This window comes from Nonomuraea sp. KM88, assembly GCF_052245635.1.
In the GTDB taxonomy this organism is placed as follows: domain Bacteria; phylum Actinomycetota; class Actinomycetes; order Streptosporangiales; family Streptosporangiaceae; genus Nonomuraea.
Genome location: NZ_JBQQCC010000010.1, coordinates 25,681 through 50,091 on the forward strand (window position 1 = coordinate 25,681; position 24,411 = coordinate 50,091).

Below are 24,411 nucleotides of genomic sequence, written 5' to 3' on the forward strand. Positions count from 1 at the left end.
GCATGTCAACGACGGGATGACGACCGGCAGAAAGGGCGGCGAATGCGCGAGCTGGGCACCATCCGACCGCCGGCGGTCCTTCCTGAGCTGCCGCGGAGGCTTTCCGGATAATTCTTTCCCGGAATTTCCAGAAAGCCGTCTCGAGGATATCGAGGCGGCTTTTCCTGCGCGACCGAGTGTGGGGCAGTTTGGCCGCCCGCCTGCTTTGGGAGCAGGAGTGACGCAGGTTCGAATCCTGCCACTCGGACGGCGGTCCTGAAAGAACAGGGCCGCGGGCCACGGCCTGACCGAGGGGATTGGCGACCCCCGGCCGGACCACGCCCTCACCCCGGGCCGGCCCACGCCAGCCGGGCCCGGGGTCCAGTCCGACCGGCCCGCCGGCGCGGCGGCGTGCCTGCTCACCGTGCCTGCCTACCGGGGCCGCGGCGCCGGCCACAGATAGCGCGTGGCCAGCACCGCGGCAAGGCCTCCGGCGATGTTCATGGCCATCCTGACGAGAGCGGCATCCCAGCGCTCCGGGTGGCTGAAGTCGCTGAGCAGCAGGAGCATCATCGGCATCCAGATCGCCCAGTAGGTGTAGTTCGCCGCACGGTAGGTGTGGGCCAGCACGCCGGCCGCCCCGACGCACAGGGCGATCACCGGTGTTGACGGGTGGGCGGCCAGGATGAGCGCCGTCAGCGCGCTGCCCAGCACGGTGCCCAGCATGCGCTTCGCGTAGCGGAGGCCGGTGGCCTCAGGGGTGGGCCGCAGCGTGGTGAGGATCGCCGTGACCAGCCAGTGGGTCGCCGCGACGCGAAGCCCGAGCACGGCCATGAGCACCATGGAGGCGCCGGTCAGCAGGCCCAGGCGTGCGGCGTGCCGCAACCGGACGGCGCGGCCGGTTTCGGACGGCGGGATCGTGGCCGACAGGCGGCCCAGGACCAGGGCGACGAGCGCGCCCCACACCGCCCCGGCGAACTGGGCCAGTCCGGGCACGGCCACCTCGTCGCCGCCCATGAGCGCCCCGAACAGGGCCGCCATCGCACCCATGACCCCGAGGACCGGCCAGATCCCGCCGGCGACGGCCGCCGCCGTCACGCCCGCCGCCAGCAGCCACAGGTCGCCGCCGACGAGCCAGGCGTACACGCCCCCCGCGGTGATCGCGACGGTTCGTACGAGCATGAGCGGGGCCAGGCGGAAGGGAGCGGGGAACAGCGTCAGCGTGGTGGCCAGCGTCATCGTCGCGCCGAACCCGGTCTCGCCCAGCGCCCAGCCGCCGGGTCAGCACGGCGGCCATCGCGGAGTCCGGCTCGACGGCGGTGAGGTCGGTGCCGCGCGCCGCGAACATCGCCGTGGCCTTGCCCGTGCCTGCGCCCACTTCGACGGCCGGCGCGCCGCCGAGCCCGGCGTAGGCCAGGACGTCGTCCACCAGAGCGTCCGGGTAGGCGGGGCGGACCCTGTCGTATGCCTCGGCCACTTCTCCGAACACCCTGGCTTGCACCCGCTCCGCAGTCATTTGCGCCCTTTCACCGTCGACAATCGCCTTTTCACCAGAGTGGAGTCCGGTCATCGGGGCGCGCGGTCGGCCGCCGTGATGGCCCGCAACATGTACGGGTGCAGCAGCTTCGCCCGCTGCCGCGGGATGCCGCCGGCGATGGCCGCCTCGGCCAGCGCGTCCCTCAGCCACTCCACGTCCACCGGCCGCCCGTCCTCCCGCCGGAGCAGCGGCTCCCCCGCGGCCCGGCCCGACGAGAGCGCCTCCAGCAGCGGCCGGGCCGGAGGCGGCACCGGGAAGGCCACGATGTCGCCGCGGCTGTCGTGCACGGTGACGATGGCGCACTCGCCGTCGGCCACCGGGTGCAGGTCCTGGAGGGTCAGCTCGGCGAGGGCGCCGGCGGCGGCGCCGGTGGCGTCCAGCAGCGCGACGGCCGCGGCCTCGGCCTGCCGGCCGCCGGCGGCCAGCCGGCCGACGCCCCGGCGCAGCAGCCGACGGTCCTCCCGGGTCAGCACACCGGTGCCGGAGCCGGCGACGCGGTCGTGGCGTACCGCGCCGGAACGCCAGGCGAAGGCGTAGAAGGAGGACAGCACGCCCCGCCTCCTGTTCACCGTCGCGCTGGCCAGGGGCTTGCCCGGCACGCGCACGCCGATGGTGAGGGCGCCGGCGCGCGCCGCGTCACAGTAGGTGTCGAGGTGGGCTCCGGTGACCGCGAGCGGCTCGACGGACGGCTCGGCCTCGCGCAGCCAGCGCAGGAACGCGGCCAGGACCCGCAGGCGGACCTGCCTGGTGGCCGCGGACGGCCGCTCCCGTAGCCAGGCCGCCGCCGTGCGCCAGGTCAGCGGGTCGAGGGAGTCGAGCAGGTCGACGTCGTCGCCGGGCACCTCGCCCGCGTCTTGGGGGCCGCGGCGCGGGCGCAGCCCGGCGATCTGCCCGATGCTGGGCGCGGCCGTGCTCGCGCCCGGGCCGGGGCCTCCGTCGCCGGAACCTAAGGCCCTGCCCGCCGGTGGGGTGCTCTGTGCTCGGCCGGCGGTCCCTGAGCCAGGCAGATCAGTCATGATCTTGATCATCTCACGGAGCTCGCCTCGCTCGCGTCCTCCTTCAGGACCTGTTTGCGACGAACGCGGCCATCGTACGAGAGCCGCCCCGGGCGAGACACGGGGATCGGGGAACGGGGTGGCCGGGCGCCGGGGCCGCTTGACATGGTACTCAAGTATCAGGTACCTGATTGTTTAATCAGGTGCCTGATAGGAAGGAGCGGCCATGAAGGTGTTGATCATCGGAGCCGGCATGGGCGGCCTGACCCTCGCCCAGGCGCTGCGGCGTGCCGGGATCGAGGTCGCGGTCCACGAGCGCGATCCGGCCGTGGAGGCGACCGGCGGCTACCGGCTCCACCTCGACGACCGGGCCTGCGCGGCGCTGCGCCGCCACCTCGCGCCCGACCACTACCAGGCGCTCCTGGGCAGTTCGGCGGGGTGGCAGGCGTTCCGCCGCTTCGCCGTCGCCGACCACCGGATGCGGCTGCTGTTCGCCGAGCCGCGCGAGCGCGCGCAAGAGACACTCATGATCGGCCGCATCCCGCTGCGCCGGCTCCTGGCTCACGGGCTGGACGGTGCGCTGAGGTTCGGCGCCGAGTTCACCGGCCACCGGGCACATCCCGACGGCACGGTCACGGCGCACTTCGCCGACGGGAGCGCCGACCGGGGCGATCTCCTCGTCGGGGCGGACGGCGTGGGTTCGCGGGTCGCCACGGCGCTGGCCGGCCGCCCGACCTCGGCCCCCGCCGGGGTGAGCGGCATCGCCGGCCGCACCCCGCTGGACGGCCGGACCCGCCCGCTCGTCCCCGGACTGCTGGCCGAGGGCCCGGCGCTGGCCTTCGGGCCGGGCGGCATCGGGATGTTCGTCACCGTCCACGACCCGGCCGGAGGCGCCGTGGTCGATCCCTCCTCGTGCACCGGCGTGCCCGCCATGCTGGAGGATCCCGCGCTCATCTGGGGGCTCCTCGCGCCCGACGGCCGCTTCCCCGGCAGGCCGCGCGAGCTCGACGGCGCGGGCCTGATGCGGGTCACCGGCGCGCTGCTCGACGGCTGGGACGGGCGGTTGCGCGCCCTCGTCCGCGCCGGCGACCCGGCCACCGTGGCGTTCTTCCGCTTCCACGCCGCCGACCCCGGCGCCGACCTGACGCCCTGGCCGGCCGGCGCCGTCACCGCGCTGGGCGACGCCGTCCACGCCATGCCGCCCACCGGCGGGCGGGCCGCGGCCACCGCGATCCGCGACGCCGACCTCCTGGCCGGCGAGCTGGCCCGCGCGCACGCGGGGGAGTCCACCATCCCGATGGCCGTGCACCGCTACCAGAGCGGGATGGCCGCCTACGCGGGCGACGCGATCCGCACGTCGATGCAGCCGCTTGGCTGGGTGCACCGGCTCGCCGGCCCGGTCGGGGCAGGGCTGGCGCGGCTGAGCCTGCCCGCCCTGGCCACAGCCGCCCGGCTCGGCCGCCGCGTGACGGGAGCCCGCGTTGCCTGAGCGGCGGCCCGGCTACGGGGCCTGGCCCGACGGGGAGCCTGATCTGCCGCTGTGGGAGCTGATCCAGACCTCGCATGTGGTCGCCAGGGGTTTCACCGCGCTCTTCGCCTCGGTCGGGCTCACTCCGACGCAGTTCGGCGTGCTGGCCACGCTCGCCGCCGGCGAGGACCTCAGCCAGGCCGAGCTCGCCCGCGCGGTCATGGTGCGTCCGCAGAGCATGAACGAGCTGTTCGTGTCGCTGCTCAAGCGCGGCCTGGTCGAGCGCGACGGGCCAGGGGGCCGCGGGCGCCGGGCGGGGTTGCGGATCACCGAGGCGGGCCGCGAACTTCTGGCCAGGGCGCAGCCCGAGGTCGAGAAGTTCAACGCGCCGGAGGCCATCGGGCTGTCCGCCGCCGAGGCCGGGGAGTTGTCCCGGATGTTGCGCGCCGTCCGCGAGGCCCTCGCCTGACCGTCCGCTCAGGGGGCGTAGCCGAGCACGTGGTCACGCAGCAGGCGGCCGATGTCCGGGTCGCCGCGTTCGATGGCCTCGACGAGGGGCTCGTGGTCGGCGGCGTTCTCGTGCGGCCGCATCCTGAACAGCCGGATCGACACGTGCGTCCACACCTCGATGCCCAGCGACTCCCACACCGAGACCAGCACCGCGTTGCCGGACGCGGCCACGATCTCGCGGTGGAAGCCGACGAGGTGGCGCACCTGGCCGTCGAGCGAGCCGGCGGCGGCCGCCTCGTGCATGCGGGCCACGTGCGCCCGCAGCGCGGGGACGGAGGGGGTGCCCAGGCGGGTGGCGGTCTCCTCGAGGCCCGCCCGCACCTGGTAGACCTCGCGCAGGTCGGCCGGGGTGAAGCCGCGGACCCGGGCGCCCTTGTTGGGGGAGGACTCGATCAGCCTGAGGGCTTCGAGCTCGCGCAGCGCCTCGCGTACGGGCGCCTGGCTGACCTGGAGCTCGGCGGCCAGGCGGCGCTCCACGATGCGGTCCCCGGGCCCCCAGCGACCGCTGATCATGCCCTCGACCAGCACGTCGCGGATCTCGTCACGCAGTGGCGGCCGCGCCACAGGCTCCACGGAGAAGTCCTTTCATCATATGATCGATCATAGGGTGTTTAATGGAAGCATGCAGAGAGATGTGGATCCTCAGGAGACCGCCGAATGGCTCGAGTCGCTCGAGGCGGTCCGGCGGGAGGCCGGTCCCGATCGGGCCGACTACCTGCTGCGCAGGCTGGCCACGAGCACGCGCTATCTCAACACGGTGCCCACGGCGGAGGAACCCGCCTACCCGGGCGACCTCGCGCTGGAGGAACGCGTCGCGGCCTACGACAGGTGGAACGCCGCGGCCATGGTCAGCCGGGGCGCCAAGCTGGGGCTCGGCGGCCACCTGGCCACCTACGCCTCGGCCGCCTGGCTCTACGAGGTGGGGTTCAACCACTTCTTCCACGCCGGCCACGACCAGGTCTATTTCCAGGGGCACGCCTCTCCTGGCGTCTACGCCCGCGCTTTCCTGGAAGGACGGCTGAGCGAGGAGCAGCTCGACCTGTTCCGCCGCGAGCCCGAGGGCGGCCTGCCGTCCTACCCACACCCGAGGGCCATGCCCGGCTTCTGGCAGTTTCCCACCGTGTCGATGGGGCTCGGCCCGCTCAACGCGATCTACCAGGCCAGGTTCAACCGCTATCTGCACAACCGCGGCATCAAGGACACCTCGCGCAGCCATGTCTGGGCCTTCCTGGGCGACGGGGAGATGGACGAGCCCGAGGCAACCGCCGCCCTCACGCTGGCGGCACGCGAGGGCCTCGGCAACCTCACCTTCGTGATCAACTGTAACCTCCAGCGGCTCGACGGCCCCGTCCGCGGCAACACCCGTGTCGTGCAGGAGCTGGAGAGCGTCTTCAGAGGCGCAGGCTGGCACGTCGTCAAGGCGCTGTGGGGCCGGGAGTGGGACGACCTGCTCGGCTCCGACGAGCTGGTGGCCAGGCTCGGTGAGGTGCCCGACGGCCAGTTCCAGACGTACGCCGCCTCGTCCGGCGCCTACATCAGGGAGCACCTGTTCCACGGCTTGGACGTGCCCCACTCCGACGAGGACCTGCGGCGCGTCGTCGGCGGGTCGCGGGCCGGCCACGAGCCGCGCAAGGTGTACGCCGCCTACCGCAGGGCGCTGGAGCGCACCGACGCGCCCACCGTCGTCCTCGTCCAGACGGTCAAGGGCTGGACGCTCGGCGCCGGGGTCGAGGCGCGCAACGCCAACCACCAGATGAAGAAGCTCACGCAGGACGAGTTCCGCGTCATGGGCGAGCGGCTCGGCCTGCCCGTTCCCGCCGGGGCGCTCGACGGCGAGCTGCCTCCCTACCTGCACCCCGGCCCCGATTCGCCCGAGGCGCGCTACATCGCCGAGCGGCGATCCGCCCTGGGCGGGCCGATACCCCGGCGCACGGTCTCCCATCACCTCCTGCCGCAGCCCGGCGAGCGGCCCTTCCGCGCCCTGGCCAAGGGCTCGGCGCAGCCGGTGGCCACCACGATGGCGTTCGTCCGGCTGGTCAAGGACCTGATGAAGGAGCCGGAGACCGGGCAGCGCTGGGTGCCGATCGTGCCCGACGAGGCCAGGACGTTCGGCATGGAGTCGCTCTTCCCCACCGCGAAGATCTACTCGCCCCACGGCCAGCGTTACGACGCCGTCGACAGGGAGCTGCTGCTGTCGTACAAGGAGGCGGTCGACGGGCAGATCCTCATCGAGGGCATCACCGAGGCGGGGTCGATGGCGTCGTTCACCGCCGCCGCCTCCAGCTACGCCACGCACGGCGAGCCGATGATCCCCTTCTACATCTTCTACTCGATGTTCGGCTGGCAGCGGACCGGCGACCAGATGTGGGCCCTGGCCGACCAGCTCGGCCGCGGATTCCTCATCGGCGCGACCGCCGGGCGCACCACGATGACGGGGGAGGGGCTGCAGCACGCCGACGGGCACTCGCAGCTGCTCGCCTCGGCCAACCCCGCGTGCCTGGCCTACGACCCCGCCTTCGCGTACGAGGTGGGAGTGATCGTGCGGGACGGGCTCGAACGCATGTACGGCCCCGCGGCCGAGGACGTGTTCTACTACCTGACCCTCTACAACGAGCCGAAGCCGCAGCCCGCGATGCCCGAGGGGATCGAGGAGGGCATCGTCAAGGGCATCTACCGCTACTCCGCCGCAGGCGGCGCCGCCCATCTGCTGGCCAGCGGCACCGCGATCCACTGGGCGCTGGAGGCGCAGCGGCTGCTGCAGGACGAGTACGGCGTCGGCGTCGACGTGTGGTCGGTGACCTCGTGGAGCGAGCTGCGCAGGGAGGCCATGACCGCGACGGGCGTGCCCTACCTGCGCCAGGCCATGGCGGGGACGAGCGGGCCGGTGATCGCGGTCAGCGACTGGATGCGGGCGGTGCCCGACCAGATCCGGCCCTGGATCGACCGGCCGTGGACGTCGCTCGGCACCGACGGGTTCGGGCTTTCCGGCCCGCGTGAGGACGTACGCCGCCACTTCGGGGTGGACCCCCGCTCGATCGCGGACGCGGTGCTCAAGGCGGTCGAGGAGTAGGGGCTGCCCGGCTGGTCCGGCCGGGCCGTCCGATATATTGCGAAATGCCGTGATCACCAGGGCCGAGGAGGAGACATCCATGGACGCCGATCAGTTCTTCGACCGGCACCTCGACCGCGTCCCGATCCTCGGCATCTTCCGCAACCTCGACCCCGACGCGACCGTGGCGATGTGCGAGCGAGCCTGGGAGTTCGGGGTCGAGCTCATCGAGGTGCCCGTGCAGACGTCCAGCGCGCTGCCGTCACTCCGGGCGGCCGTCGAGGCCGCGAAGGATCGCGGGAAGAGCGTCGGTGCGGGAACGGTGACCACGGCCGCGCAACTGCTGACGGTGCACGACCTGGGGGCGGCGTTCACGGTCGCGCCCGGCCTGCACCCCGAGGTCGTCGCCGAGTCGCGCCGCCTCGGGCTGCCGCACCTGCCGGGCGTGGCCACCGCCACGGAGATCGCCGCCGCCCTCGCGCACGGCTTCACCTGGCTCAAGGCGTTCCCCGCCAAGCAGCTCGGGGCCGGCTGGATCGCCGCGCAGCTGGCGCCGTTCCCCTCCGTCCGGTTCGTCGCCACCGGAGGGATCGACGCCGGCAACGCGGCCGGCTTCCTGGCGGCCGGCTGCCGCGCCGTGGCCGTGGGGTCGGCGCTCAACGATGACGAGGCGCTGGCCAAGCTGCGCGCGAGCCTCCCGGGCGTGACGCCACCCCTGCACTGAGTCCGCACGAGGGCACGGGCGTGAAGCCCGTGCCCTTCTTGCTGGGAACGCTCCAAGGAATTCGATCCCTTGCGCGCGACGAACCGTATAGCGTACGGTACGTTGTACGACAACTCTGGAGGAATCCTTGACCGACATCCGGCCCTTCCGCCTCGAAACCGCCCAGGCCGACCTCGACGACCTGGGCGCGCGGCTCGACCGGGTGCGCTGGCCGGACGAGGTGCCCGGCCACGGCTGGCGCCACGGCGTGCCGCTCGCCCACCTCAGGCGCCTGGTCGAGCACTGGCGCACCGGCTACGACTGGGAGGCGGCGCGGGCCGAGCTCAACCGGCATGACCAGTTCGTCACCGAGATCGACGGGCAGCGCGTGCACTTCCTACACGTCCGCTCCGCGGACCCCGGCGCGCTTCCGCTGCTGATCACCCATGGCTGGCCCAGCTCCCCGGTCGAATACCTCGACGTGATCGAGCCGCTCAGCCGCGACTTCCACCTGGTCATCCCGTCCCTGCCGGGCTACGGCCTGTCGGGGCCCACCCGCGAGACCGGATGGGGCTCCACCCGCATCGCCCGGGCCTGGCTGGAGCTCATGACCCGGCTCGGCTACGAGCGCTTCGGCGTGCAGGGCGGCGACTGGGGCACGTGGATCTCGCGCGAGGTCGGCGTCCTCGCCCCTGACCGGGTCGCCGGGATGCACGGCAACGGCATCATCTGCTTCCCCGTCGGCGCGCCCGGCGAGCTCGACGGGCTGAGCCAGGTCGAGCAGGAGCGCCTGGCCTTCCGCGAGAGCTACCTGACCGAGCAGTACGCCTACAAGCTCATCCAGTCGGCCCGCCCGCAGACCTTCGCCTACGGCATGGCCGACTCGCCGGTGGCGCTGCTGGCCTGGTTCGCCGGCGTCTACCACGAGTGGAGCGACACGGAAATCGACACCGACCGGCTGCTCACCACGGTCATGCTCTACTGGCTGACCAACACCGCCGGCTCGGCCGCCCGGTCCTTCGTCGAGACGCCCGACACCGAGACGGACACCGGCGTCGAGTGGGAGCTCAAGCCCGCGACCGTGCCCACCTCGATCTCGGTCTTCCCGAAGGACATCCTGCGGCCCATCCGGCGCTTCGCCGAGCGCGACAACAACATCGTCGGCTGGGTGGAGCACGAGCGGGGCGGCACGTTCGCCGCCCTGGAGCAGCCTGAGACGTTCGTCGCCGACGTGCGCGCGTTCTTCGCGACCTTGCGCTGAGCGGCGACCCCGCCCGGGCCCGGAGGGCCGACCCGTCAGGAGCTTGGCCAGCGTGGTCCTGCCCGAGCCGTTCACCCCGACCAGCGCGCCGCCCGCGTGGTGATCGTGCGGCTCTCCCTCGAGGCGGGCCGGGGCGCGCTCCCGGGCGTGAGGGTTACCGTGGGCGCATGAGCGTGCGGTACTGGCGTGACCCGCTGTGGGGCGGCGTGGACCTGATGCGGGCCCGCTTCACGGGCGACCCGTTCGCCCGGCACAGCCACGACACGTACGCGATCGGCGTCGTCGAGGAGGGCCTGGAGGAGATCGCCTTCCCCGACGGGCCGCGGTGCGCCGGCGCCGGCGAGGTCGTCATGATCGACCCGGGCGTCGTGCACACCGGGCGGGCGCGCACGCCGGACGGCTGGACCTACCGCGTCCTGTATCCCAGGCCGGAGCAGCTGGCGGCCATCGCAGACGAGGCGGGCGCCGCCGCCGGGCCTCCGGCGTTCTCCACCTGGTCGGCCACCGACGAGCGAGCCTCCGCGCTGCTGCTGTCCGCGCACCGCGCGGCCGAGCAGGGACAGCGGCTGGCCGCCGACTCGCTGCTGCGCGTCGTCATGGCGCGGCTGATCGGCGCGTACGGCTCCCGCGGGCCACGCCCCGGCCGGTCGGCCCGGCCCGCGGCGGCCGGCCGGAGCGTCGCCGCCAGGGCGCGCGAGCTGTTGCACGCGTCTCTGGCCGACCCGCCCGACCTGGGGGAGCTGGCCGCGGCCGCGGGCACGGCGCCGTTCGCGCTGCTGCGTTCCTTCCGCCGCGCGTACGGGCTGCCGCCGCACGCCTACGTCGTCCAGCTGCGCGTCAGGCGCGCCCGCGCGCTGCTGGAGCGGGGGACGCCTCCGGCGGAGGCGGCGGTGGCCGCCGGGTTCTGCGACCAGTCGCACCTGTCGCGGCACTTCCGTCGCATGGTGGGGGTGACACCGGGCGCCTACCAGCGGGGGGTGCTGGCGGGCCGGCCGGTCGGCGGGACGCGCGGATGACGCGGAGCGTGGCGCCGGCCGGCCGGCCGGTCAGCAGGACGCGCGGATGACGCGGAGCGCCTCCTCCACGCGGTCGGCGCCGGTGCGGACACTGAGCACGCACAGGCGCAGGTAGAACGCACCCTCCAGGGTGGTGCTCGACAGGTAGACCCGGCGCGTGGCGTTGATCCGGTCGAGGAGGCGCCGGTTGTCGTCGTCGGAGCCCCGCAGGCGGAAGGGCACCACGCTCAGGTCCGGCCGCCACGGCACCTCCAGGCGCGGATCGGCCGACAGCTCCCGGTGCACCACCCCGGCCAGGTCGAGCTTCTCGTCCAGCGCCTCCTCGAAGGCCCGCAGGCCGTGCAGGTGCAGCGGCAGCCACAACCGCAGCCCCCGGAACTCCCGGGTGAGCTCCACGCCCAGGTGCCCGTAGTCGGGCAGCCCGTCCACCTCGTGGATGTCCTGCAGGTACTGGCCGCCGCCCGCGTGCGCGGCGCGCAGCACGGCGGGCTCGCGTACGAGCAGCACGCCCGTCCCGTACGGCAGGAACAGGCTCTTGTGCGGGTCGAACGTGAGCGAGTCGGCCTCCTCGATGCCGGCGAGCCGCTCGCGCCCGCGCCGGGTGAGCTGGAAGCCGCCGCCGTAGGCGGCGTCGACGTGGAACCACAGCCCCTGCTCGCGAGCCAGCCGGCCCAGGTCCGCGAGCGGGTCGACGGTGCCCGTGCTGGTGCTGCCCGCGGTGCCGGCCAGCAGGAAGGGGCGCAGCCCGGCGGCGCGGTCCTCAGCGATCATGCGGGCTGCCTCGCGGACGTCCATGCGCAGGTCCGCGGTGGTGGGGACGGTCCGGATCCGCCCGGCGGGCAGGCCGGCGATCTGGGCGGCCTTGGCCAGGCTGTAGTGCGTGTGCTCGGTCACGTACACGGTGCCATCGCCGAACGCGGCGCCGAGCCGGTCGTGCCGGGCGGCCACCACCGCGGACAGGGTGGCCTGCGAGGCGCCGGTGGTGATCAGCCCGCCCGCGCCGGACGGCAGCCCGAACAGGCCCGCCATCCAGGTGAGCACGCTCTCCTCCATCGCGACCAGCGCGGGCGCGGTCTGCGCCACGCCGGTGTAGCGGTTGGCCACCTGCGCGAGCAGCTCGGCCAGGGCCGACGAGACGAGGCCGCCCGCGGGGAAATAGGCCAGGTAGCCGGGTCCCGCCGTGTTGACGCCCTGCCCGGCGGCCTGGCGGAAGGTCTCGATCAGGGTGGCGAAGTCGCCCGGCTCGCCACCCGGCGGGCGGCGCAGCAGCGCGGCCAGCCGGGTGGCGTCGCGGTAGTCGCTGGCGGGCTCGTCCGGCAGCTCGGCGACCTGCCGGACGATGAGGTCGACGGCCTGGCGGCCCAGATCGGCGACGGCGTGCGGGGCGAGGTCCAGGGGGAGTGCGGTGTGGCGTTCCTGCTGGGTGGTCATGTCCGGACACGGTAGGGAACCGGGCAAGAGTCAGGATTGGACGTTCTTGCACCCTGGCTGTCAGAAAAGGCTCTCCCGCTGGGGCAGGTCGACCACCCCGGTGAGCGCGAGCAGCCCCAGCAGCACCAGCGCGGCGAGGATGGCCCACGTGACGGGATGGCCGAGGTTGAGCGTCCAGGTCGCGCCGATCCTGGCGGGCACCAGCAGGGCCGTGTCGTGCCGGTTGAGGTAGACGGTGCCGCCCAGGAACCAGTGGCGGTCGTCGTCACGCTGCGTCGCCCCGGTGTCCTCGGCGTCCTCTCCCGGCAGGGCCGGCAGCCGGTGCCCGCCGTGGCCGACGCGGATCTCCCGGACGACCCAGGCCACGAGCAGCGCGACGAGCGGGACGTACGTCGCGATCCGCCAGGCGGGTGACGGCGGGACCAGCTGCCACAGCTGCAGGGACGCCACCAGCAGCCCGAGGTTGAGACAGGCCGCCCCGGCGAGCGTCAGCCGGGCCACGCCGCGCAGGTAGACGCGGTACCTCCGGGCCGAACCCGCGGGACGGGCGGCGTCGAGGTCCGGGCGGGCGCGCAGGACGAGCAGCGTCACCACGGGGAGGAGCAGCGTGATCGCGGCCTGGATGAGCACCGGCTCGAACGCGGCCAACGGGGTGAGGGCCCGCGCCGGGCCGGCAGGGTCGACGCCGTACCCCCGGAACGACGGCAGGGCGCCCAACGAGCCGTACCGCCACCAGCCGACAGCCGCGGTGGCCAGCGTGATCACGAGCGCCGGCAGCGCCCACGCCCAGGGCACGCGCACCGGGTCGGTGCGGAACGTGGTGTCCACGGTGACGCGGCGGCGCAGGCCCTCCTCCCAGCCTCCGTCGCGCCTGGCCGCGCGGACCCCGCGGCCGGCCCGCACGTAGAGGGCCAGGTCCGCGACGCCGAGCACGGCGCCGACACCGCTGACGAAGCCGGCGCCCCGCCCGGCCGCGACGAGCGGCACGCCGGCGGCGGCGGCGCACAGGGCGGCGATGAGCACCAGCCTGGTGTAGGCACGGCGTTGCCCGATCACCTCGGGGTGGGCGACGTACGCGTGCGGCACGAGCACCCCGAACGGCGCCGTCGGCCTGGTCAGCGCCGGCAGGGCCAGCGACACCCCGGTCACCAGGGCGATCGTGGCCAGCGCGGCGGCGATGGGCAGCGTCATGAGGTCGTCTTCTCCTCGGCTCGGAATCTCGCCAGCAGGGCCTGGCAGCGGCGTACGACCTCGTCGCGGTCGAGGCCGTGCACGGTGGCCTCGGCCAGCAGAACAAGGGCCCGCTCTTCCCAGTCCGCCGCGAAGCCGGGCTCCGGCGGGCCTGAGGAGGGATCGCGCCTGACGACCGCGCCGCTCTTGCGGTTGACGCGGATGACGCCCTCGCGCTTGAGCAGGTCGTACGCCTTGTTGACGGTGTGGAAATTGATCCCGAAGTCGGCCGCGAGCTGGCGGGTGGAGGGCAGCGGGTCGCCCTCCACGGCCTCGCCTCTGGCGATCGCCTCCACGATCCGGTCCCGGATCTGCTGGTAGATCGGGACCTCGCTGTCGAGATCGAGGTGCAGGTTCACGCCCAACAGCTTATCTGATATACAACTAATAGAACAGATGGAACTCACCAACGATGGGAGCCCCGGCCATGTTCACCCTCGACATCACCTCGACCACGCTCACCGTGCGCTACGAGCGCTGGACGCGGCTCTTCGTCCGCAGGGCGCGCACCGACATCCCGCTGGCGGCGATCCGCGAGGCCGTGCCCGTGGCCCACCCCCTGTCCCAGGCCAGGGGCCTGCGTGCGGGCATCGTCGTCAGCGGCGTGCTCAAGGCCGGGACGTGGACGGGCTTCGACGGCGTCACGCGGCTGGTGTGCGCCCGGGGCGGCGAGCCAGGGCTGCGCATCGTGCTCGACCGGCGCATCGACGGCGTCGACGAGCTGGTGCTCAGCCTGGCCGGCGCCGAAGAGGTCCGGCACCGGCTGGCCGGAACGGCCGCGTGACCGCCGTCGAGGTGCGCGGGCTCGGCAAGGCGTACGGCCCCGTGGCCGCCGTCACCGACCTGAGCTTCGACGTGCCGCCGGGCAAGGTCACCGCCTTCCTCGGCCCCAACGGGGCGGGCAAGACCACCACCATGCGCATGGTGCTGGGCCTGGTCGCCCCCGACACCGGCAGCGCCACCATCGGCGGGGTGCGCTACGCCCGCCTGCGCCGCCCGGCCGCGACCGTCGGCGCCGTGCTGGACACCTCCGGGTTCCACCCCGACCACACCGCCCGCGCCCACCTGCGGGTGTACGCGCGGATGGGCGGCTTCTCCCGCCGCCGCACGGAGGAGGTCATGGACCTGGCCGGCGTGACCCCGTTCGCCGGGCGCCTCACCCGCGCCCTGTCCACCGGGATGCGCCAGCGTCTCCACCTGGCGACCGCGCTGCTCGGAGACCCGCGCGTGCTGCTGCTCGACGAGCCCGCCAACGGCCTCGACCCCGAGGGGAACGCCTGGCTGCGCGGCTTCCTGCGCGAGCTGGCCGCGCAGGGTCGCGCCGTCCTGGTCTCCAGCCACGTGCTGAGCGAGGTGGAGCAGCTCGCCGACCGGGTCGTGGTGATCCGCGAGGGCCGGCTCGCCGTCGCGGGCCTGGTGGCCGACCTGTACGGCGACCCCCGCGTGCTCATCCGCTCGCCCGGCGCAGAAACCCTGCACGCGCTCCTGCCCGGCTTGGGGGAGGGGGTCACCGTCGAGCGCACGGCCGGGGACGCCCTGCTCGTCCACGGGCTGCCCGCCGACCGCATCGCCGCCGAGGCGAGCGCGCACGGCATCCCCCTGCACGAGATCACCCCCGTCCGCCCCACGCTCGAACAGACGTTCCTCAACCTCACCGGAGGGCCCGCATGACCGGTTTCGTCCTGGCGGAGTGGCGCCGCCTGACCAGCGCCAGGCTCTGGCGGTGGGGGATGCTCGCGGCGATCTGCAGCGGCGCGTTCGCCGCGCTGCTCGCCCTCATCGGGCCGGAGAACTTCGACCCGCCGATGCCCGGCCTGCACACCGCGGAGGGCACGCGCGTGGTGCTCGGCCTGCTCGGGCTGCTCGCGTTCGTGCCCGCGCTGCTGGGCACGTCGGCGGTGGCCGCCGAATACCGCCACCGCACCATCACGACCACGGTGCTGTACGCGCCCCGGCGATGGACCGCGCTGGTCGCCAAGATCGTCACGTACACGGCGGCCGGCCTGGCCTACGGGGCGGCCACCGCCGCCGTGGCCGCCGCGGGGCTCTTCACGGCGGCCGCCGCCAAGGGCGTCACCCTGGGGCTGCCCGCAGGCGAGGTGCTCGGGCTGCTGGCCAGGATCGCGGTGACCATGGGCGTCTACACGCTGCTCGGCGTGGGCTTCGGCACCCTGCTCCGCAACCAGGTGGCCGCGCTCGTGGTGCTCGGCTCGTACTTCTACGTCGTCGAGACCGCGCTGATGCTCGTCCCCGGGGTGAACACGCTCTACCCCTACCTGCCCGGTGGGGCCACCGCCGCCCTGACCGGCTTCACCTACCTGGCCGACGCCGTGGCCGTCCAGACGGGCGGGGCGGCGGGCGCCCTGCTGCCGGCCTCGCTGGGCGGCGCCGTCCTCGTGGGCTACGCCGCGCTGGCCGCGCTCGCCGCCGTCGCGGCCCCGTTGCGCAGGGACATCACGTGAAAAGGGCGCGCGAAGCGCAGGGGCGCTCCGGCATAATCCTCCGGATGCATCGACACCTGCTCAGCCACCTCGCCCATCGTGACCATCCCATCGCCGCCCCCATCCACGACGACGCCCTCGAACGCCTGCTCCGGCGGGCGCGGCTGCCCGCCGACGCGCGCGTCCTCGACCTCGGCTGCGGCGAGGCCGAATGGATCATCAGGGCTCTGGAGCTGCACCCGAAGGCGACGGCCGACGGAGTGGACGTCTCCGAGGCCGCGCTCGCCGCGGCCGCCGAGCACGCCGCCGCCCGCGGCGTGTCCGACCGGCTCAGCCTGCACCACACCACCGCCGACGGCTTCACCGCCCCCGAGCCGTACGACCTCGTCCTGTGCGTCGGCGCCACCCACGCCTTCGGCGGCCTGACGGAGTCGCTGCAGGCGATGCGCCGCCACCTGCGTCCCACCGGGCGGGCTCTCGTCGGCGAGGGCTTCTGGGAGACGACGCCCTCGCCGGAAATCCTGACCCTGCTGGACGCGGGCCTCGACGAGTACGCCGACCTCGCCGGCACGGTGGAGCGGGCCGAGCACGCCGGCTACGCCACCGTCCACGCCCACACCAGCACGCGCGCGGAGTGGGACGAGTACGAATGGTCCTGGACCGGCTCGCTGACCGACTGGGCGCTCGACCACCCCGGCGCCGACGGCGACACCGCCCTGGCGGCGGCCCGCGACCACCGCGCCACGTGGCTGCGCGGCTACCGCGACGTCCTCGGTTTCGTCACCTTCCTGCTCCGGCCGGTGCGGGAGCCGTGAGTGTCACGTGCCCGGTCGTGGCGGCGGCACGTGAGTCCCACGTGCCCGGTCATCGCCGGGACGGCTCGCCCGGGAGGGCCATGAACGTCACGAGTCGCCTCGGGAGAAGGTCATGAACTTCACGCACGCCGTCGTCACGGGTGCCGCCGGCGGCATCGGCAGGGCCCTGGCCGCCGCCCTGCGCGCGGCGGGGGCGCACGTCGTGCTCGCCGACGTCGACGCGGCCGGGCTCGCCGCCGCCTCCGCCGAGCTGGGAGCCGACGCGGTCCCCACCGACGTCGCCGATCCCGCGGCGATGGAGGAACTCGCCGCCGCCGCGCCCGGCGCCGACCTGGTGTGCCTGAACGCGGGCATCGTCGGCCAGGACCTGGGCGCGCCGTGGGAGGTGAGTGACGACGACTGGGACAGGGTGTTCGCCGTCAACGTGGGCGGCGTGCGCAACGGCTTGCGTGCCTTCGTCCCCAGGCTGCTCGCGGCCGGACGGCCGGCGCACATCCTGGTCACGGCATCGCTGGCGGGGCTGGTGACGTTCCCCGGCGGCGGAGCCTACGCCGCCTCGAAACACGCCGTGGTGGCCCTGGCCGAGCAGGCCTCGCTGGCGCTGGAGGGCACTCCGGTCGGGGTGACGCTGCTGTGCCCCGCGCTCGTACGGACGGCCATGTCGCCCCAAGGCGAGGACCCGGCGGTCATCGCGGGCGTGGCGCTCGCGGCGGTCCGGGACGGCCGTTTCGTCGTGACACCGGACGAGTGGCGCGCGGCCGTCTCCCATCGGGCCCACCGCCTGGCCTCCGGAGCCCGCCCCAAGACCCCTTCCCCCGCGTAGCCCGCCCCGAGCCCGCTTCCCCCGCGTAGCGGGCCGCCGCGTCCGCTCAGCCGGCGGTCGTTCGCCGCCGTGCGGGTGAGCCCCGATCGTGCTGTCGGGTGGCTGACCTGTCACATCTTGACTCGATCCTGGAACTCGTAGAGACTAATCCTACTTGGATAGTAGGAATGATAGGAAAAGAGGGGATCGTGCGAGCGCTAATCCTGCTCGGGCTGGTCGGTTTCGCGGCCCAGCTCGTCGACGGCAGCCTGGGCATGGCCTACGGTGTCACCTCGACCACGCTGCTGCTCGCCATCGGCACGAACGCGGCCGCGGCCTCCGCCACCGTGCACCTGGCCGAGATCGGCACGACGCTCGTCTCGGGTCTGTCCCACTGGCGCTTCGGCAACGTCGACTGGAAGGTCGTCGCCAAGATCGGTGTCCCTGGAGCCATCGGCGCCTTCGCCGGGGCGACGTTCCTGTCCAGCCTGTCGACCGAGGTCGCCGCGCCCGTCATGTCGATCATCCTGCTGGTGCTGGGCGCCTACATCCTGGTCCGCTTCACCGCGCTGGGGCTGCCGCGCGGCAACCTGGGCAAGCCGCTGCGCAAGAGGTTCCTGGCGCCGCTCGGGCTGCTGGCCGGCTTCGTCGACTCCACCGGAGGCGGCGGCTGGGGGCCGGTCGGCACCCCGGCGATCCTGGCCAGCGGCCGCCTGGCCCCTCGTAAAGTGATCGGTTCCATCGACACCAGCGAGTTCCTGGTCGCCATCGCCGCCAGCGTCGGCTTCTTCGTCGGCCTCGGCTCGGAGAACATCACCTTCTCCTGGGTGGCGGTGCTGCTGATCGGCGGCGTCATCGCCGCCCCCATCGCCGCCTGGCTGGTCCGCCACATCCCGCCCCGCATCCTCGGCTCCTCCGTCGGCGGGATCATCGTCCTGACGAACGCCCGTACCCTGCTGCGCAGCGACTGGATCGACGCCTCCAGCTCCGTGCAGACGATCGCGTACGTGACCATCGCCGTCATCTGGGCGGCGGCGATCGCCTACTCGGTCCGCGAATACCGTCGCGACAAGGCCAACGAGTCGGTCGAGGCGATCGAGAGCGAGCTGCAGCGCAAGACCGGGGACACGGAGGAGGAGACGGCCTCCGCCTGAGGCCCGCGCATCCGGGCCCGGCCCTCGTCCGAGGGCCGGGCCCGTGGCGCCGACACGCCTATGAGAATCTCCGCGCGCACCCAGTACGCACTCGGCGCGATGCTCGCCCTGGCCGCGGCGGACGGCCCGGCCCACGCGGAATGGATCGCCGACTCCCAGGGAATCCCCCGCCGCTTCTGCGACAACATCCTGCTCCAGCTGCGCAGGGCCGGCCTCATCCACAGCCAGCGCGGCCCCGACGGCGGATACTGGCTCGCCCGCCCGGCCGGGGACATCGCCCTGGCCGACGTGATCCGCGTGACCGAGGGCGTCGAGCAGGCCGCCAGACCCTTCCCGAAGGCCGCGGCCCCGCTGGCCGAGATCTGGGCCCGGCTGCAGAGCCACGAGGAGGCCTTACTCGGTGAGATCACCCTGGCCGACGTCGTGGCCGCCGCGCAGGAGCCGTCCAGGTCCGCCGGGCTGGAGGCGCCCTGAGCGGCCCGCCGCCGTCCGCCCTCCGGGGACCACGCGTCACCCGAGGGCGGTCTCCACGTCTCCGGCGGGAAGGACGCCGGCGGGAGAAGCGCCGGTGAGAGAGACGCGGCGGTACCACTCGTTCGCCAGCATCAGGGCGCGGGCCGGCTCGGGCAGCGCGGTCAGCATGGTCATCGACGCGCCGCGCCCGACCTCCGACTCGTGCGCGTGCATCGCGGCCCACTTGTGCTCGCTCCATCGCGAGACGTCGAGACGCGTGGTGATCTGGTCGTCGGGCACGCCGGGCAGCGCCTGATCCGGGCCGGGATCCGCGCCGAAGACCGCCCGCCAGTGCGACAGCACGACGGATCGCGGGATGGTCGCCAGGTAGAGCGAGCGGGGCCGCCAGGGCGCTCCCGCGTCGCGGTGGAGCTGGTCGTAGCCGGCCGCCTCGACCGCGGCCATGGTGACGCGGTGGGCGTGCACGTGATCGGGATGGCCGTAGACGCCGTAGCCGTCGTAGGTGAGCACGACGTCGGGGCGCATGCGCCTGATGTGCCCGACCAGCAGTCCCACCGTCTCGTCGAGCGGCACGTCCACGAAGCGCGGCGCTCCGGGTGCGGACTCGGGCTTGCGCGCGTCGGCGTAGCCGAGCAGCAGCGGCTCGCCGGCGCCGAGGATGGCGAGGGAGCGCTCCAGCTCGCCGGCCCGCCGGGTGCCCTCGGCCCAGGTGCACGTCACGACCGCGGTGACGGCGCCTTCGTCGGCGTACCTGGCCAGGGTGCCGCCCGTCCAGATCGCCTCGTCGTCCGGGTGCGCGTGCACGCACAACACGCGGAGCTCCGCCACGTCCCCCTCCTTACGTGATCAAGGATGGCCATGGTAGTGGAGGTGTGTGACGTACCGCCCCAGGGGCTCGAACCCTGCCAATCCGGCTTAAAAGGCCGGTGCCCGACCAGCCGGGCGCGAGCGGCGAGGACAGAAGGGGTCCTCGATGAGCTGCCAGAGCACGATTCGAACGTGCACCTACCCGGTTCAGAGCCGGGCGTCCTACCTGTTAGACGATCTGGCATGGAAAAGGAGAAGGGTGGACCGACAGGGACTCGAACCCTGAACCTCTGCTTGCAAGGCAGACGTGATGCCTTTTCACCATCAGCCCATGTCGTACGGAAAGAAAAAAAGCCACCTGGATGTTCGGGCGGCTGGTGAGCGATTCTCTCGACAAATCACCCAGAAGCACGCCGGACCACGGCCTGACCGGCCTGGCGTTGCGCCCGTTTGGCGGCGGCTGCGCGACCCATGGCTCCTCCTCCGGCGATGTCGTGGCCCGCTGATCGGCGGTTTTCCGCCTCTCACGTGAAACCACGATAAAGGGCGGAGCCCGGCGCGTGCCACGTATTATTCGCGGCTCCTCGTTCACCCGCGAGAAAGCCAGGGAAATGGCGGCGCAGGCCCGTTGTGCCGCGCAGCCCGCGCCTCCGAGGGCCATCATCGGGCCCGTCATTGAGGGCCGATATCGCGCAGGAGCAGTACGGCGATGTCGTCCGTACGATGATCGGCGGCGGCCTCGTCGATGAGGGCCGCCGCCAGGTCGCACAGCGGAGTGCCCGGCGAGGGGGCGAAACGGCGGGCCAGCCCGGTGATGGCGTCGCCCAGGTCGAGCCCGGGCTCCTCGATGAGGCCGTCGGTGTAGAGGGTCAGGACCGAGCCGGGATCGAGGACCAGGTCCGTGGCGGCGTACTTCGCGTCGGGGTCGATGCCGAGCAGCGGCCCGGGGGAGACGTCGATGACCTGCGTGGCCGCGCCGGGGCGGCTGAGCAGCGGCGGGAAGTGCCCGGCGCTGCTCAGGCACGCGGTGCGCTCCGCCAGGTCGATGCTGAGATAGAGGCAGCTGGTGAACCGGTCGGGGGACAGCTCGGCGAGCAGCCGGTTGGTGTGCGCGAGCACCTCGCCGGGAGGCGCCCCGGCGGAGGCATGGGCATGGATGGCGGTGCGCACCTGTCCCATGAGCGCGGCGGCGTTCATGTCGTGCCCCTGGACGTCACCGATGACGGCCGCCGCCATGGTGGGACTCAGGCGGATGAGGTCGTAGAAGTCGCCGCCGATGTCCATGCCGGGCAGGGCGGGCACATACCGGGCGGCCACCTCCAGGCCCGGGATCTCGGGCAGCTGGTGCGGCAGCAGGCTCGCCTGCAGGCACTGGGCGAGCTGGTGCTTGTTGTCGTAGAGCCGGGCACGCTCGAACGCCTGCGCGACCAGCCCGCCGAGCGCCGTGAGCGTGGCCCGCTCCTCGCCGCTGAAATGGTGCGGGCGGGCGTAGGCGAGCACGCACGTGCCGAAGGGCCGGCCCGAGGTGGCGAGCGGCAGGAACGCCCAGGCGTTCATGTCGTCGGCGCGGATGGAGTCGGGACGCTGCCGGCGGAGCTCGTCCCACGTGGAGAAGAACGCGGGTTCGCCGGCTTCGTAGTGGTCCGGCGGGCCGGCCTGGTGGATGACGGGGCGGCTGTCGTACCGCTTGACGGCGTCCTGACTGTAGCCGCGCGACGCGGCCACGCGCATCCGGTTGTCCTGCCAGGTGAGGATGGCCAGAGCCTGGGCGCCGTAGACGGGGATGACGTGGTCGGCGACGAGGTCGACCACCTCCTGCGCGGTCACCGCACGGGCCAGCGCGGTCGCCAGGTGCAACATCTCGTGCAGCGCCATCACGCGCGGCTCCCGGGCGGCGTCCACCCCCGGGTCCGCCCCCGGGTCCGCCCCCGGGTCCGCCCCCGGGTCCACAGCGGGGCCGACCACCGGGCCCGCTCCCGGGCCGGCTATCGGGCTCACGACCGGGCTCATGACCGAGCTCACGTCCGGGCTCACGTCCGGGCTCACGTCCGGGCTCACGACCGGGCTCATGACCGGGCCCGCCATCGGTCCGGCGACGAGGCTCGGCTCGGCGCCGCGGGCGGCCCTGGCGGGCGCGACGCGTAGGGTGATGCCCGTCAGGCCCGGATAGAGGCGGAAGGTCAGCTGCCGCGCGCCGGGGGCGCGGGCGGTGAAGTGGGTGGCCTGCCGGCTGACGACCGCGGCTCGGTAGCGGTCCTCGTACGCGGGGTCGTTCAGCCACGGGAGCGACTCCCACAGCGTCCGCCCGAGCAGCTCCGACGGGCTCAGGGTGAGCAACTCGGCGGCCGGAGCGCTGACGAGGCTCACCCGTCCCTCCGTGTCGAGGCAGCAGTACCCCTCCGGCAGGCGGTTGAGGCAGTCCAGCGCGAGCCGGTGGGCGCGCCGGCCCGTGCCGGTCTCGCGACGCGGGTCCAGGAGCCGCGGCTGTGGTCGCGGGGTGATGGGGTGGCCCTGCTCGGCGGCCCGCCGGAGCAGGGCCCCGATCTCGCCGCAGGCGTGGTCGATGACGTCGCGCTGGCGCGGGGTGAGCTCGGAGGCGAGTCCCGACGGCCACAGCAGCACGAGGCCGCCCCACACGGCGCCGCCCGAGCAGACGGGGGTGGTCACGGCCGCGAAGTGGTACGGCAGGGCCAGTGCGGCGGCCGGGAAAGCGCGGGCCAGCTCCTCCCTGCCGCCGACCCAGATGAGCCGCCGATCGCGTACGGACACGGCGATCGGCAGGGAACGGTCGGTCTTGACCCTGACCCTCGCCCACGCCCTGGCGATCGAGCCGGGTATGCCCACCGCCGACTCCATCTCGAGGACGTGGCCGCTTCTGTCCAGCACGTACGCCATGCCGATGTGCGCTCCCGCTGCGCTGACGGTCTCGATCAGCAGCTCGTCGAAGCGGGACGACGCGCTCGTCCCGCCCGGACTCGGGAGGTGTTCGCCGTGCATGGCCTCACCACGCCTCGCTCATGAGCGAGAAGGGCGCCAATCGGACAAAACGCCACATACGGGCAGAATACACTTTTGCGTGTGAGGGGATGGTTACGATCTGGCATATGACCAGCGTGCCCCGCTAGGAGGACGGCAGCTCCAGCGGCGGCCGGGCCCGCCACCGCACGACCAGGGGCTCCAGCATGGCGGCCAGCTCCGGCATCCGTCCGGCCAGAGCCAGGGCCGCCACCACCTGGAGCAGCCGGGCGCCCTCCACGAACTCCAGCAGCGCCCGGTCCACCGGCCCGCCGCCCGCCCGCTCGTACGCCTCGACCGCGCGCGGCCCCGCACCGGCCAGGTCCCATTCGACCGGCCCCAGCGTGACGTCCTCGAAATCGCCGAACAGGTGTCCCCCGGCCGTCAGCAGCACGTTGTACGGCGGCGAGTCACCGTGCACGGCCTGCAGGCGGGCGCCGGGAAACGCACCGGGCAGGTCACGGGCCATGGCCTCGACCACGGCGTTCTCCCGCCCGGCCCGGTCCAGGTCCGCCGCGGTCAGGATGCCGGGCCTCTCGCGCAGCTCGGCCAGTGACAGCGCCGTCCCCGGCACCAGCGGCGCCAGCACCGGCAGCTCGCCGGGGTAGCCGGCCATGAGCCGGTGCAGCTCGGCCACCCACCCGGTCTGCTCCACGAACCTGTTCTCCAGCTCGTCCGGGGGAGCGGCGGCGATGGGGTCGCGCTCGTCCACGTACTGCCAGAAGGTCAAGGACATCCCGCCGCACTCCACCGGCTCGCGCGGCACCAGAGGGCTCGGCGGCACCACGGGCGCGCCCTGGTCCGCCAGCCAGCCCACCACGGCCAGTTCCCGCCGCTGGCGGCCGGCCTGCTCGGCGGCGGACGCCAGGGCCAGGGTCGGCACGCGGACCACCACCGGGTCGGGCGCGAGGTGCACCAGCACGTTGAACACGTCGTGCAGCACGCGCGGCTCCAGCGCGCGCAGCCCCAGCCGCCGCCCGGCCGAGACCGCCACCCGCATCGCGTGCTCGGCCCGCTCGCTCGGGGCATGTCCGGAATCAGCCATGCGGGTGATCATGTCCGGGACCTGGCCGGTCGTCAATCCGGCCGGCGCAGGGCGCGGTCGAGCAACTGGTGCATGTGAGCGCGGAAGCGCCGCAGCAGCGAGGGATCGCTCATGACGATCCGGTGGCCGGTCCCGTCGAGGATCCCGCTCAGCGTGAAACCGTGGATGCACCACACGATCGTGTACGTGAGCATCGGCGGGTCTGCCCCGGCCGGCTCCGCGAGCGTGGCGAAGCCGTCGACGAACTGCTGGGTCAGCGGCTGCAGGTCGTGCGCTTCGAGGTGGTCGATGTCGCTGGCGTCGGACATCCAGCGGTGCGTCCACAAGGCGGGGATCTCGGGATGTTCGGCGCAGAGGTCGATGTACGCGTCGACGAAGCGGTGCAGCGCCTTCAGCCTCTGTTCGGGCGGGCCGGTCTGCGCCTCGCGGGCCGGCGGCTCGACCCTGGCGGCGAGCGTCCGCAGGACATGCTCCATGACCTCTAGGTAGAGCCCTCTCTTGGTGGGGAAATAGCGGGTCGCTGTGGCCACGTCCACCCCGGCGGCCTCTGCCACCTGCCCCATCGACGTCGCGTCGTAGCTGAGGGCGGCGAACAGCCGGATCGCCGCCCCCAGGATCGCCTCCCGTTCGCCGGTCTCTGGAGTGCCCATGGACGCGACCCTAGGCGCGGTCCGCCGAC

The 24,411-nt window shown here is 73.5% G+C and carries 23 protein-coding genes and 4 tRNA genes; 14 read left to right on the forward strand and 13 right to left on the reverse strand.

What is annotated here, in order from left to right:
• The first annotated feature begins 172 nt into the window (after positions 1 to 172).
• Positions 173 to 247 (forward strand) — tRNA-Pro (locus tag ACTWPV_RS27335).
• Positions 248 to 411: 164 nt separating this feature from the next.
• On the opposite strand, the gene ACTWPV_RS27340 is transcribed toward ACTWPV_RS27335, so the two are convergent.
• Positions 412 to 1,218 (reverse strand): FUSC family protein, encoded by an 807-nt coding sequence (locus ACTWPV_RS27340; protein ID WP_443153976.1) that lies wholly within the window; start codon positions 1,216 to 1,218, stop codon positions 412 to 414.
• 327 nt (positions 1,219 to 1,545) lie between these two features.
• Positions 1,546 to 2,532 (reverse strand): hypothetical protein, encoded by a 987-nt coding sequence (locus ACTWPV_RS27345; RefSeq protein ID WP_443153977.1) that lies wholly within the window; start codon positions 2,530 to 2,532, stop codon positions 1,546 to 1,548.
• 205 nt (positions 2,533 to 2,737) lie between these two features.
• Between ACTWPV_RS27345 and ACTWPV_RS27350 the strand changes: the two genes are divergently transcribed.
• Together ACTWPV_RS27350 and ACTWPV_RS27355 are read left to right on the forward strand one after the other, a co-directional pair.
• Positions 2,738 to 4,000, forward strand: a complete 1,263-nt coding sequence (locus ACTWPV_RS27350; RefSeq protein ID WP_443153978.1) for an FAD-dependent oxidoreductase — start codon at positions 2,738 to 2,740, stop codon at positions 3,998 to 4,000.
• Positions 3,993 to 4,448, forward strand: a complete 456-nt coding sequence (locus ACTWPV_RS27355) for a MarR family winged helix-turn-helix transcriptional regulator (RefSeq protein ID WP_443153979.1) — start codon at positions 3,993 to 3,995, stop codon at positions 4,446 to 4,448. The genes ACTWPV_RS27350 and ACTWPV_RS27355 overlap by 8 nt, the downstream gene beginning before the upstream one ends.
• A gap of 8 nt (positions 4,449 to 4,456) precedes the next feature.
• On the opposite strand, the gene ACTWPV_RS27360 is transcribed toward ACTWPV_RS27355, so the two are convergent.
• On the reverse strand, positions 4,457 to 5,002 hold the full coding sequence (locus ACTWPV_RS27360) for a GntR family transcriptional regulator (protein ID WP_443154209.1): 546 nt from the start codon (positions 5,000 to 5,002) through the stop codon (positions 4,457 to 4,459).
• 109 nt (positions 5,003 to 5,111) lie between these two features.
• Here ACTWPV_RS27360 and aceE point away from each other — a divergent pair, with 109 nt between their 5' ends.
• The 4 genes from aceE (at position 5,112) to ACTWPV_RS27380 (ending at position 10,518) form a co-directional block, all read left to right on the forward strand.
• Complete coding sequence (gene aceE, locus ACTWPV_RS27365; protein WP_443153980.1) at positions 5,112 to 7,559, forward strand: pyruvate dehydrogenase (acetyl-transferring), homodimeric type; 2,448 nt, start codon at positions 5,112 to 5,114, stop codon at positions 7,557 to 7,559.
• Between the two features lie 79 nt (positions 7,560 to 7,638).
• Positions 7,639 to 8,262, forward strand: a complete 624-nt coding sequence (locus ACTWPV_RS27370) for a bifunctional 4-hydroxy-2-oxoglutarate aldolase/2-dehydro-3-deoxy-phosphogluconate aldolase (protein WP_443153981.1) — start codon at positions 7,639 to 7,641, stop codon at positions 8,260 to 8,262.
• 127 nt (positions 8,263 to 8,389) lie between these two features.
• Positions 8,390 to 9,502 carry an epoxide hydrolase family protein gene (locus tag ACTWPV_RS27375; protein ID WP_443153982.1) on the forward strand — a complete coding sequence of 371 codons (1,113 nt, stop codon included), beginning with the start codon at positions 8,390 to 8,392 and terminating at the stop codon, positions 9,500 to 9,502.
• A 167-nt stretch (positions 9,503 to 9,669) separates the two neighbouring features.
• A complete protein-coding gene (locus ACTWPV_RS27380; protein WP_443153983.1) occupies positions 9,670 to 10,518 on the forward strand; it encodes an AraC family ligand binding domain-containing protein in 849 nt (282 codons plus the stop codon).
• A 30-nt stretch (positions 10,519 to 10,548) separates the two neighbouring features.
• Here ACTWPV_RS27380 and ACTWPV_RS27385 read toward each other — a convergent pair whose 3' ends face one another.
• From ACTWPV_RS27385 to ACTWPV_RS27395, 3 genes are read right to left on the reverse strand one after another with little or no spacing between them, the layout of a single operon-like run.
• Positions 10,549 to 11,949 (reverse strand): pyridoxal phosphate-dependent decarboxylase family protein, encoded by a 1,401-nt coding sequence (locus ACTWPV_RS27385; RefSeq protein WP_443153984.1) that lies wholly within the window; start codon positions 11,947 to 11,949, stop codon positions 10,549 to 10,551.
• Between the two features lie 60 nt (positions 11,950 to 12,009).
• Positions 12,010 to 13,140 carry a DUF1648 domain-containing protein gene (locus ACTWPV_RS27390; protein WP_443153985.1) on the reverse strand — a complete coding sequence of 377 codons (1,131 nt, stop codon included), beginning with the start codon at positions 13,138 to 13,140 and terminating at the stop codon, positions 12,010 to 12,012.
• Complete coding sequence (locus tag ACTWPV_RS27395) at positions 13,137 to 13,538, reverse strand: GntR family transcriptional regulator (RefSeq protein ID WP_347643983.1); 402 nt, start codon at positions 13,536 to 13,538, stop codon at positions 13,137 to 13,139. The genes ACTWPV_RS27390 and ACTWPV_RS27395 overlap by 4 nt, the downstream gene beginning before the upstream one ends.
• Positions 13,539 to 13,606: 68 nt before the next feature.
• Between ACTWPV_RS27395 and ACTWPV_RS27400 the strand changes: the two genes are divergently transcribed.
• From ACTWPV_RS27400 to ACTWPV_RS27430, 7 genes are all read left to right on the forward strand, one after another.
• Entirely contained in the window at positions 13,607 to 13,963 is a 357-nt protein-coding gene (locus ACTWPV_RS27400; RefSeq protein WP_443153986.1) for a hypothetical protein, read from the forward strand.
• Positions 13,960 to 14,850, forward strand: coding sequence for an ABC transporter ATP-binding protein (locus ACTWPV_RS27405; RefSeq protein ID WP_443153987.1), 891 nt, complete (start codon positions 13,960 to 13,962; stop codon positions 14,848 to 14,850). Before ACTWPV_RS27400 ends, ACTWPV_RS27405 begins: the two co-directional genes overlap by 4 nt.
• Positions 14,847 to 15,641 carry an ABC transporter permease gene (locus ACTWPV_RS27410; RefSeq protein ID WP_443153988.1) on the forward strand — a complete coding sequence of 265 codons (795 nt, stop codon included), beginning with the start codon at positions 14,847 to 14,849 and terminating at the stop codon, positions 15,639 to 15,641. The genes ACTWPV_RS27405 and ACTWPV_RS27410 overlap by 4 nt, the downstream gene beginning before the upstream one ends.
• A gap of 44 nt (positions 15,642 to 15,685) precedes the next feature.
• Positions 15,686 to 16,435 carry an SAM-dependent methyltransferase gene (locus ACTWPV_RS27415; protein ID WP_443153989.1) on the forward strand — a complete coding sequence of 250 codons (750 nt, stop codon included), beginning with the start codon at positions 15,686 to 15,688 and terminating at the stop codon, positions 16,433 to 16,435.
• 112 nt (positions 16,436 to 16,547) lie between these two features.
• On the forward strand, positions 16,548 to 17,258 hold the full coding sequence (locus ACTWPV_RS27420) for an SDR family NAD(P)-dependent oxidoreductase (RefSeq protein ID WP_443153990.1): 711 nt from the start codon (positions 16,548 to 16,550) through the stop codon (positions 17,256 to 17,258).
• Between the two features lie 188 nt (positions 17,259 to 17,446).
• Positions 17,447 to 18,391 (forward strand): sulfite exporter TauE/SafE family protein, encoded by a 945-nt coding sequence (locus tag ACTWPV_RS27425; RefSeq protein WP_443153991.1) that lies wholly within the window; start codon positions 17,447 to 17,449, stop codon positions 18,389 to 18,391.
• A 60-nt stretch (positions 18,392 to 18,451) separates the two neighbouring features.
• Complete coding sequence (locus ACTWPV_RS27430; protein WP_347643971.1) at positions 18,452 to 18,865, forward strand: RrF2 family transcriptional regulator; 414 nt, start codon at positions 18,452 to 18,454, stop codon at positions 18,863 to 18,865.
• A 36-nt stretch (positions 18,866 to 18,901) separates the two neighbouring features.
• On the opposite strand, the gene ACTWPV_RS27435 is transcribed toward ACTWPV_RS27430, so the two are convergent.
• The 7 genes from ACTWPV_RS27435 to ACTWPV_RS27465 form a co-directional block, all read right to left on the reverse strand.
• Complete coding sequence (locus tag ACTWPV_RS27435) at positions 18,902 to 19,693, reverse strand: PIG-L family deacetylase (RefSeq protein WP_443153992.1); 792 nt, start codon at positions 19,691 to 19,693, stop codon at positions 18,902 to 18,904.
• 52 nt (positions 19,694 to 19,745) lie between these two features.
• Positions 19,746 to 19,818 (reverse strand) — tRNA-Lys (locus ACTWPV_RS27440).
• Positions 19,819 to 19,843: 25 nt separating this feature from the next.
• Positions 19,844 to 19,916, reverse strand: a tRNA-Gln gene (locus ACTWPV_RS27445).
• A 16-nt stretch (positions 19,917 to 19,932) separates the two neighbouring features.
• A tRNA-Ala gene (locus ACTWPV_RS27450) sits at positions 19,933 to 20,003 on the reverse strand.
• A gap of 341 nt (positions 20,004 to 20,344) precedes the next feature.
• The gene (locus ACTWPV_RS27455) at positions 20,345 to 22,669 is read right to left on the reverse strand and encodes a SpoIIE family protein phosphatase (RefSeq protein WP_443153993.1); all 2,325 of its coding nucleotides are present in this window, start codon (positions 22,667 to 22,669) and stop codon (positions 20,345 to 20,347) included.
• 124 nt (positions 22,670 to 22,793) lie between these two features.
• Positions 22,794 to 23,732, reverse strand: a complete 939-nt coding sequence (locus ACTWPV_RS27460; protein ID WP_443153994.1) for an aminoglycoside phosphotransferase family protein — start codon at positions 23,730 to 23,732, stop codon at positions 22,794 to 22,796.
• A gap of 32 nt (positions 23,733 to 23,764) precedes the next feature.
• Positions 23,765 to 24,382: a TetR/AcrR family transcriptional regulator gene (locus tag ACTWPV_RS27465; protein WP_443153995.1), complete on the reverse strand. Its 618-nt coding sequence runs from the start codon at positions 24,380 to 24,382 to the stop codon at positions 23,765 to 23,767.
• Positions 24,383 to 24,411 lie beyond the last annotated feature (29 nt).

Coding starts and splice junctions, on each gene's coding strand:
- ACTWPV_RS27340 (WP_443153976.1), bottom strand. CDS start 1,218: ATGACGCTGGCCACCACGCTGACGCTGTTCCCCGCTCCCTTCCGCCTG.
- ACTWPV_RS27345 (WP_443153977.1), bottom strand. CDS start 2,532: ATGACTGATCTGCCTGGCTCAGGGACCGCCGGCCGAGCACAGAGCACC.
- ACTWPV_RS27350 (WP_443153978.1), top strand. CDS start 2,738: ATGAAGGTGTTGATCATCGGAGCCGGCATGGGCGGCCTGACCCTCGCC.
- ACTWPV_RS27360 (WP_443154209.1), bottom strand. CDS start 5,002: ATGATCAGCGGTCGCTGGGGGCCCGGGGACCGCATCGTGGAGCGCCGC.
- aceE (WP_443153980.1), top strand. CDS start 5,112: ATGCAGAGAGATGTGGATCCTCAGGAGACCGCCGAATGGCTCGAGTCG.
- ACTWPV_RS27370 (WP_443153981.1), top strand. CDS start 7,639: ATGGACGCCGATCAGTTCTTCGACCGGCACCTCGACCGCGTCCCGATC.
- ACTWPV_RS27380 (WP_443153983.1), top strand. CDS start 9,670: ATGAGCGTGCGGTACTGGCGTGACCCGCTGTGGGGCGGCGTGGACCTG.
- ACTWPV_RS27385 (WP_443153984.1), bottom strand. CDS start 11,949: ATGACCACCCAGCAGGAACGCCACACCGCACTCCCCCTGGACCTCGCC.
- ACTWPV_RS27390 (WP_443153985.1), bottom strand. CDS start 13,140: ATGACGCTGCCCATCGCCGCCGCGCTGGCCACGATCGCCCTGGTGACC.
- ACTWPV_RS27400 (WP_443153986.1), top strand. CDS start 13,607: ATGTTCACCCTCGACATCACCTCGACCACGCTCACCGTGCGCTACGAG.
- ACTWPV_RS27410 (WP_443153988.1), top strand. CDS start 14,847: ATGACCGGTTTCGTCCTGGCGGAGTGGCGCCGCCTGACCAGCGCCAGG.
- ACTWPV_RS27415 (WP_443153989.1), top strand. CDS start 15,686: ATGCATCGACACCTGCTCAGCCACCTCGCCCATCGTGACCATCCCATC.
- ACTWPV_RS27420 (WP_443153990.1), top strand. CDS start 16,548: ATGAACTTCACGCACGCCGTCGTCACGGGTGCCGCCGGCGGCATCGGC.
- ACTWPV_RS27430 (WP_347643971.1), top strand. CDS start 18,452: ATGAGAATCTCCGCGCGCACCCAGTACGCACTCGGCGCGATGCTCGCC.
- ACTWPV_RS27455 (WP_443153993.1), bottom strand. CDS start 22,669: ATGCACGGCGAACACCTCCCGAGTCCGGGCGGGACGAGCGCGTCGTCC.
- ACTWPV_RS27460 (WP_443153994.1), bottom strand. CDS start 23,732: ATGGCTGATTCCGGACATGCCCCGAGCGAGCGGGCCGAGCACGCGATG.
- ACTWPV_RS27465 (WP_443153995.1), bottom strand. CDS start 24,382: ATGGGCACTCCAGAGACCGGCGAACGGGAGGCGATCCTGGGGGCGGCG.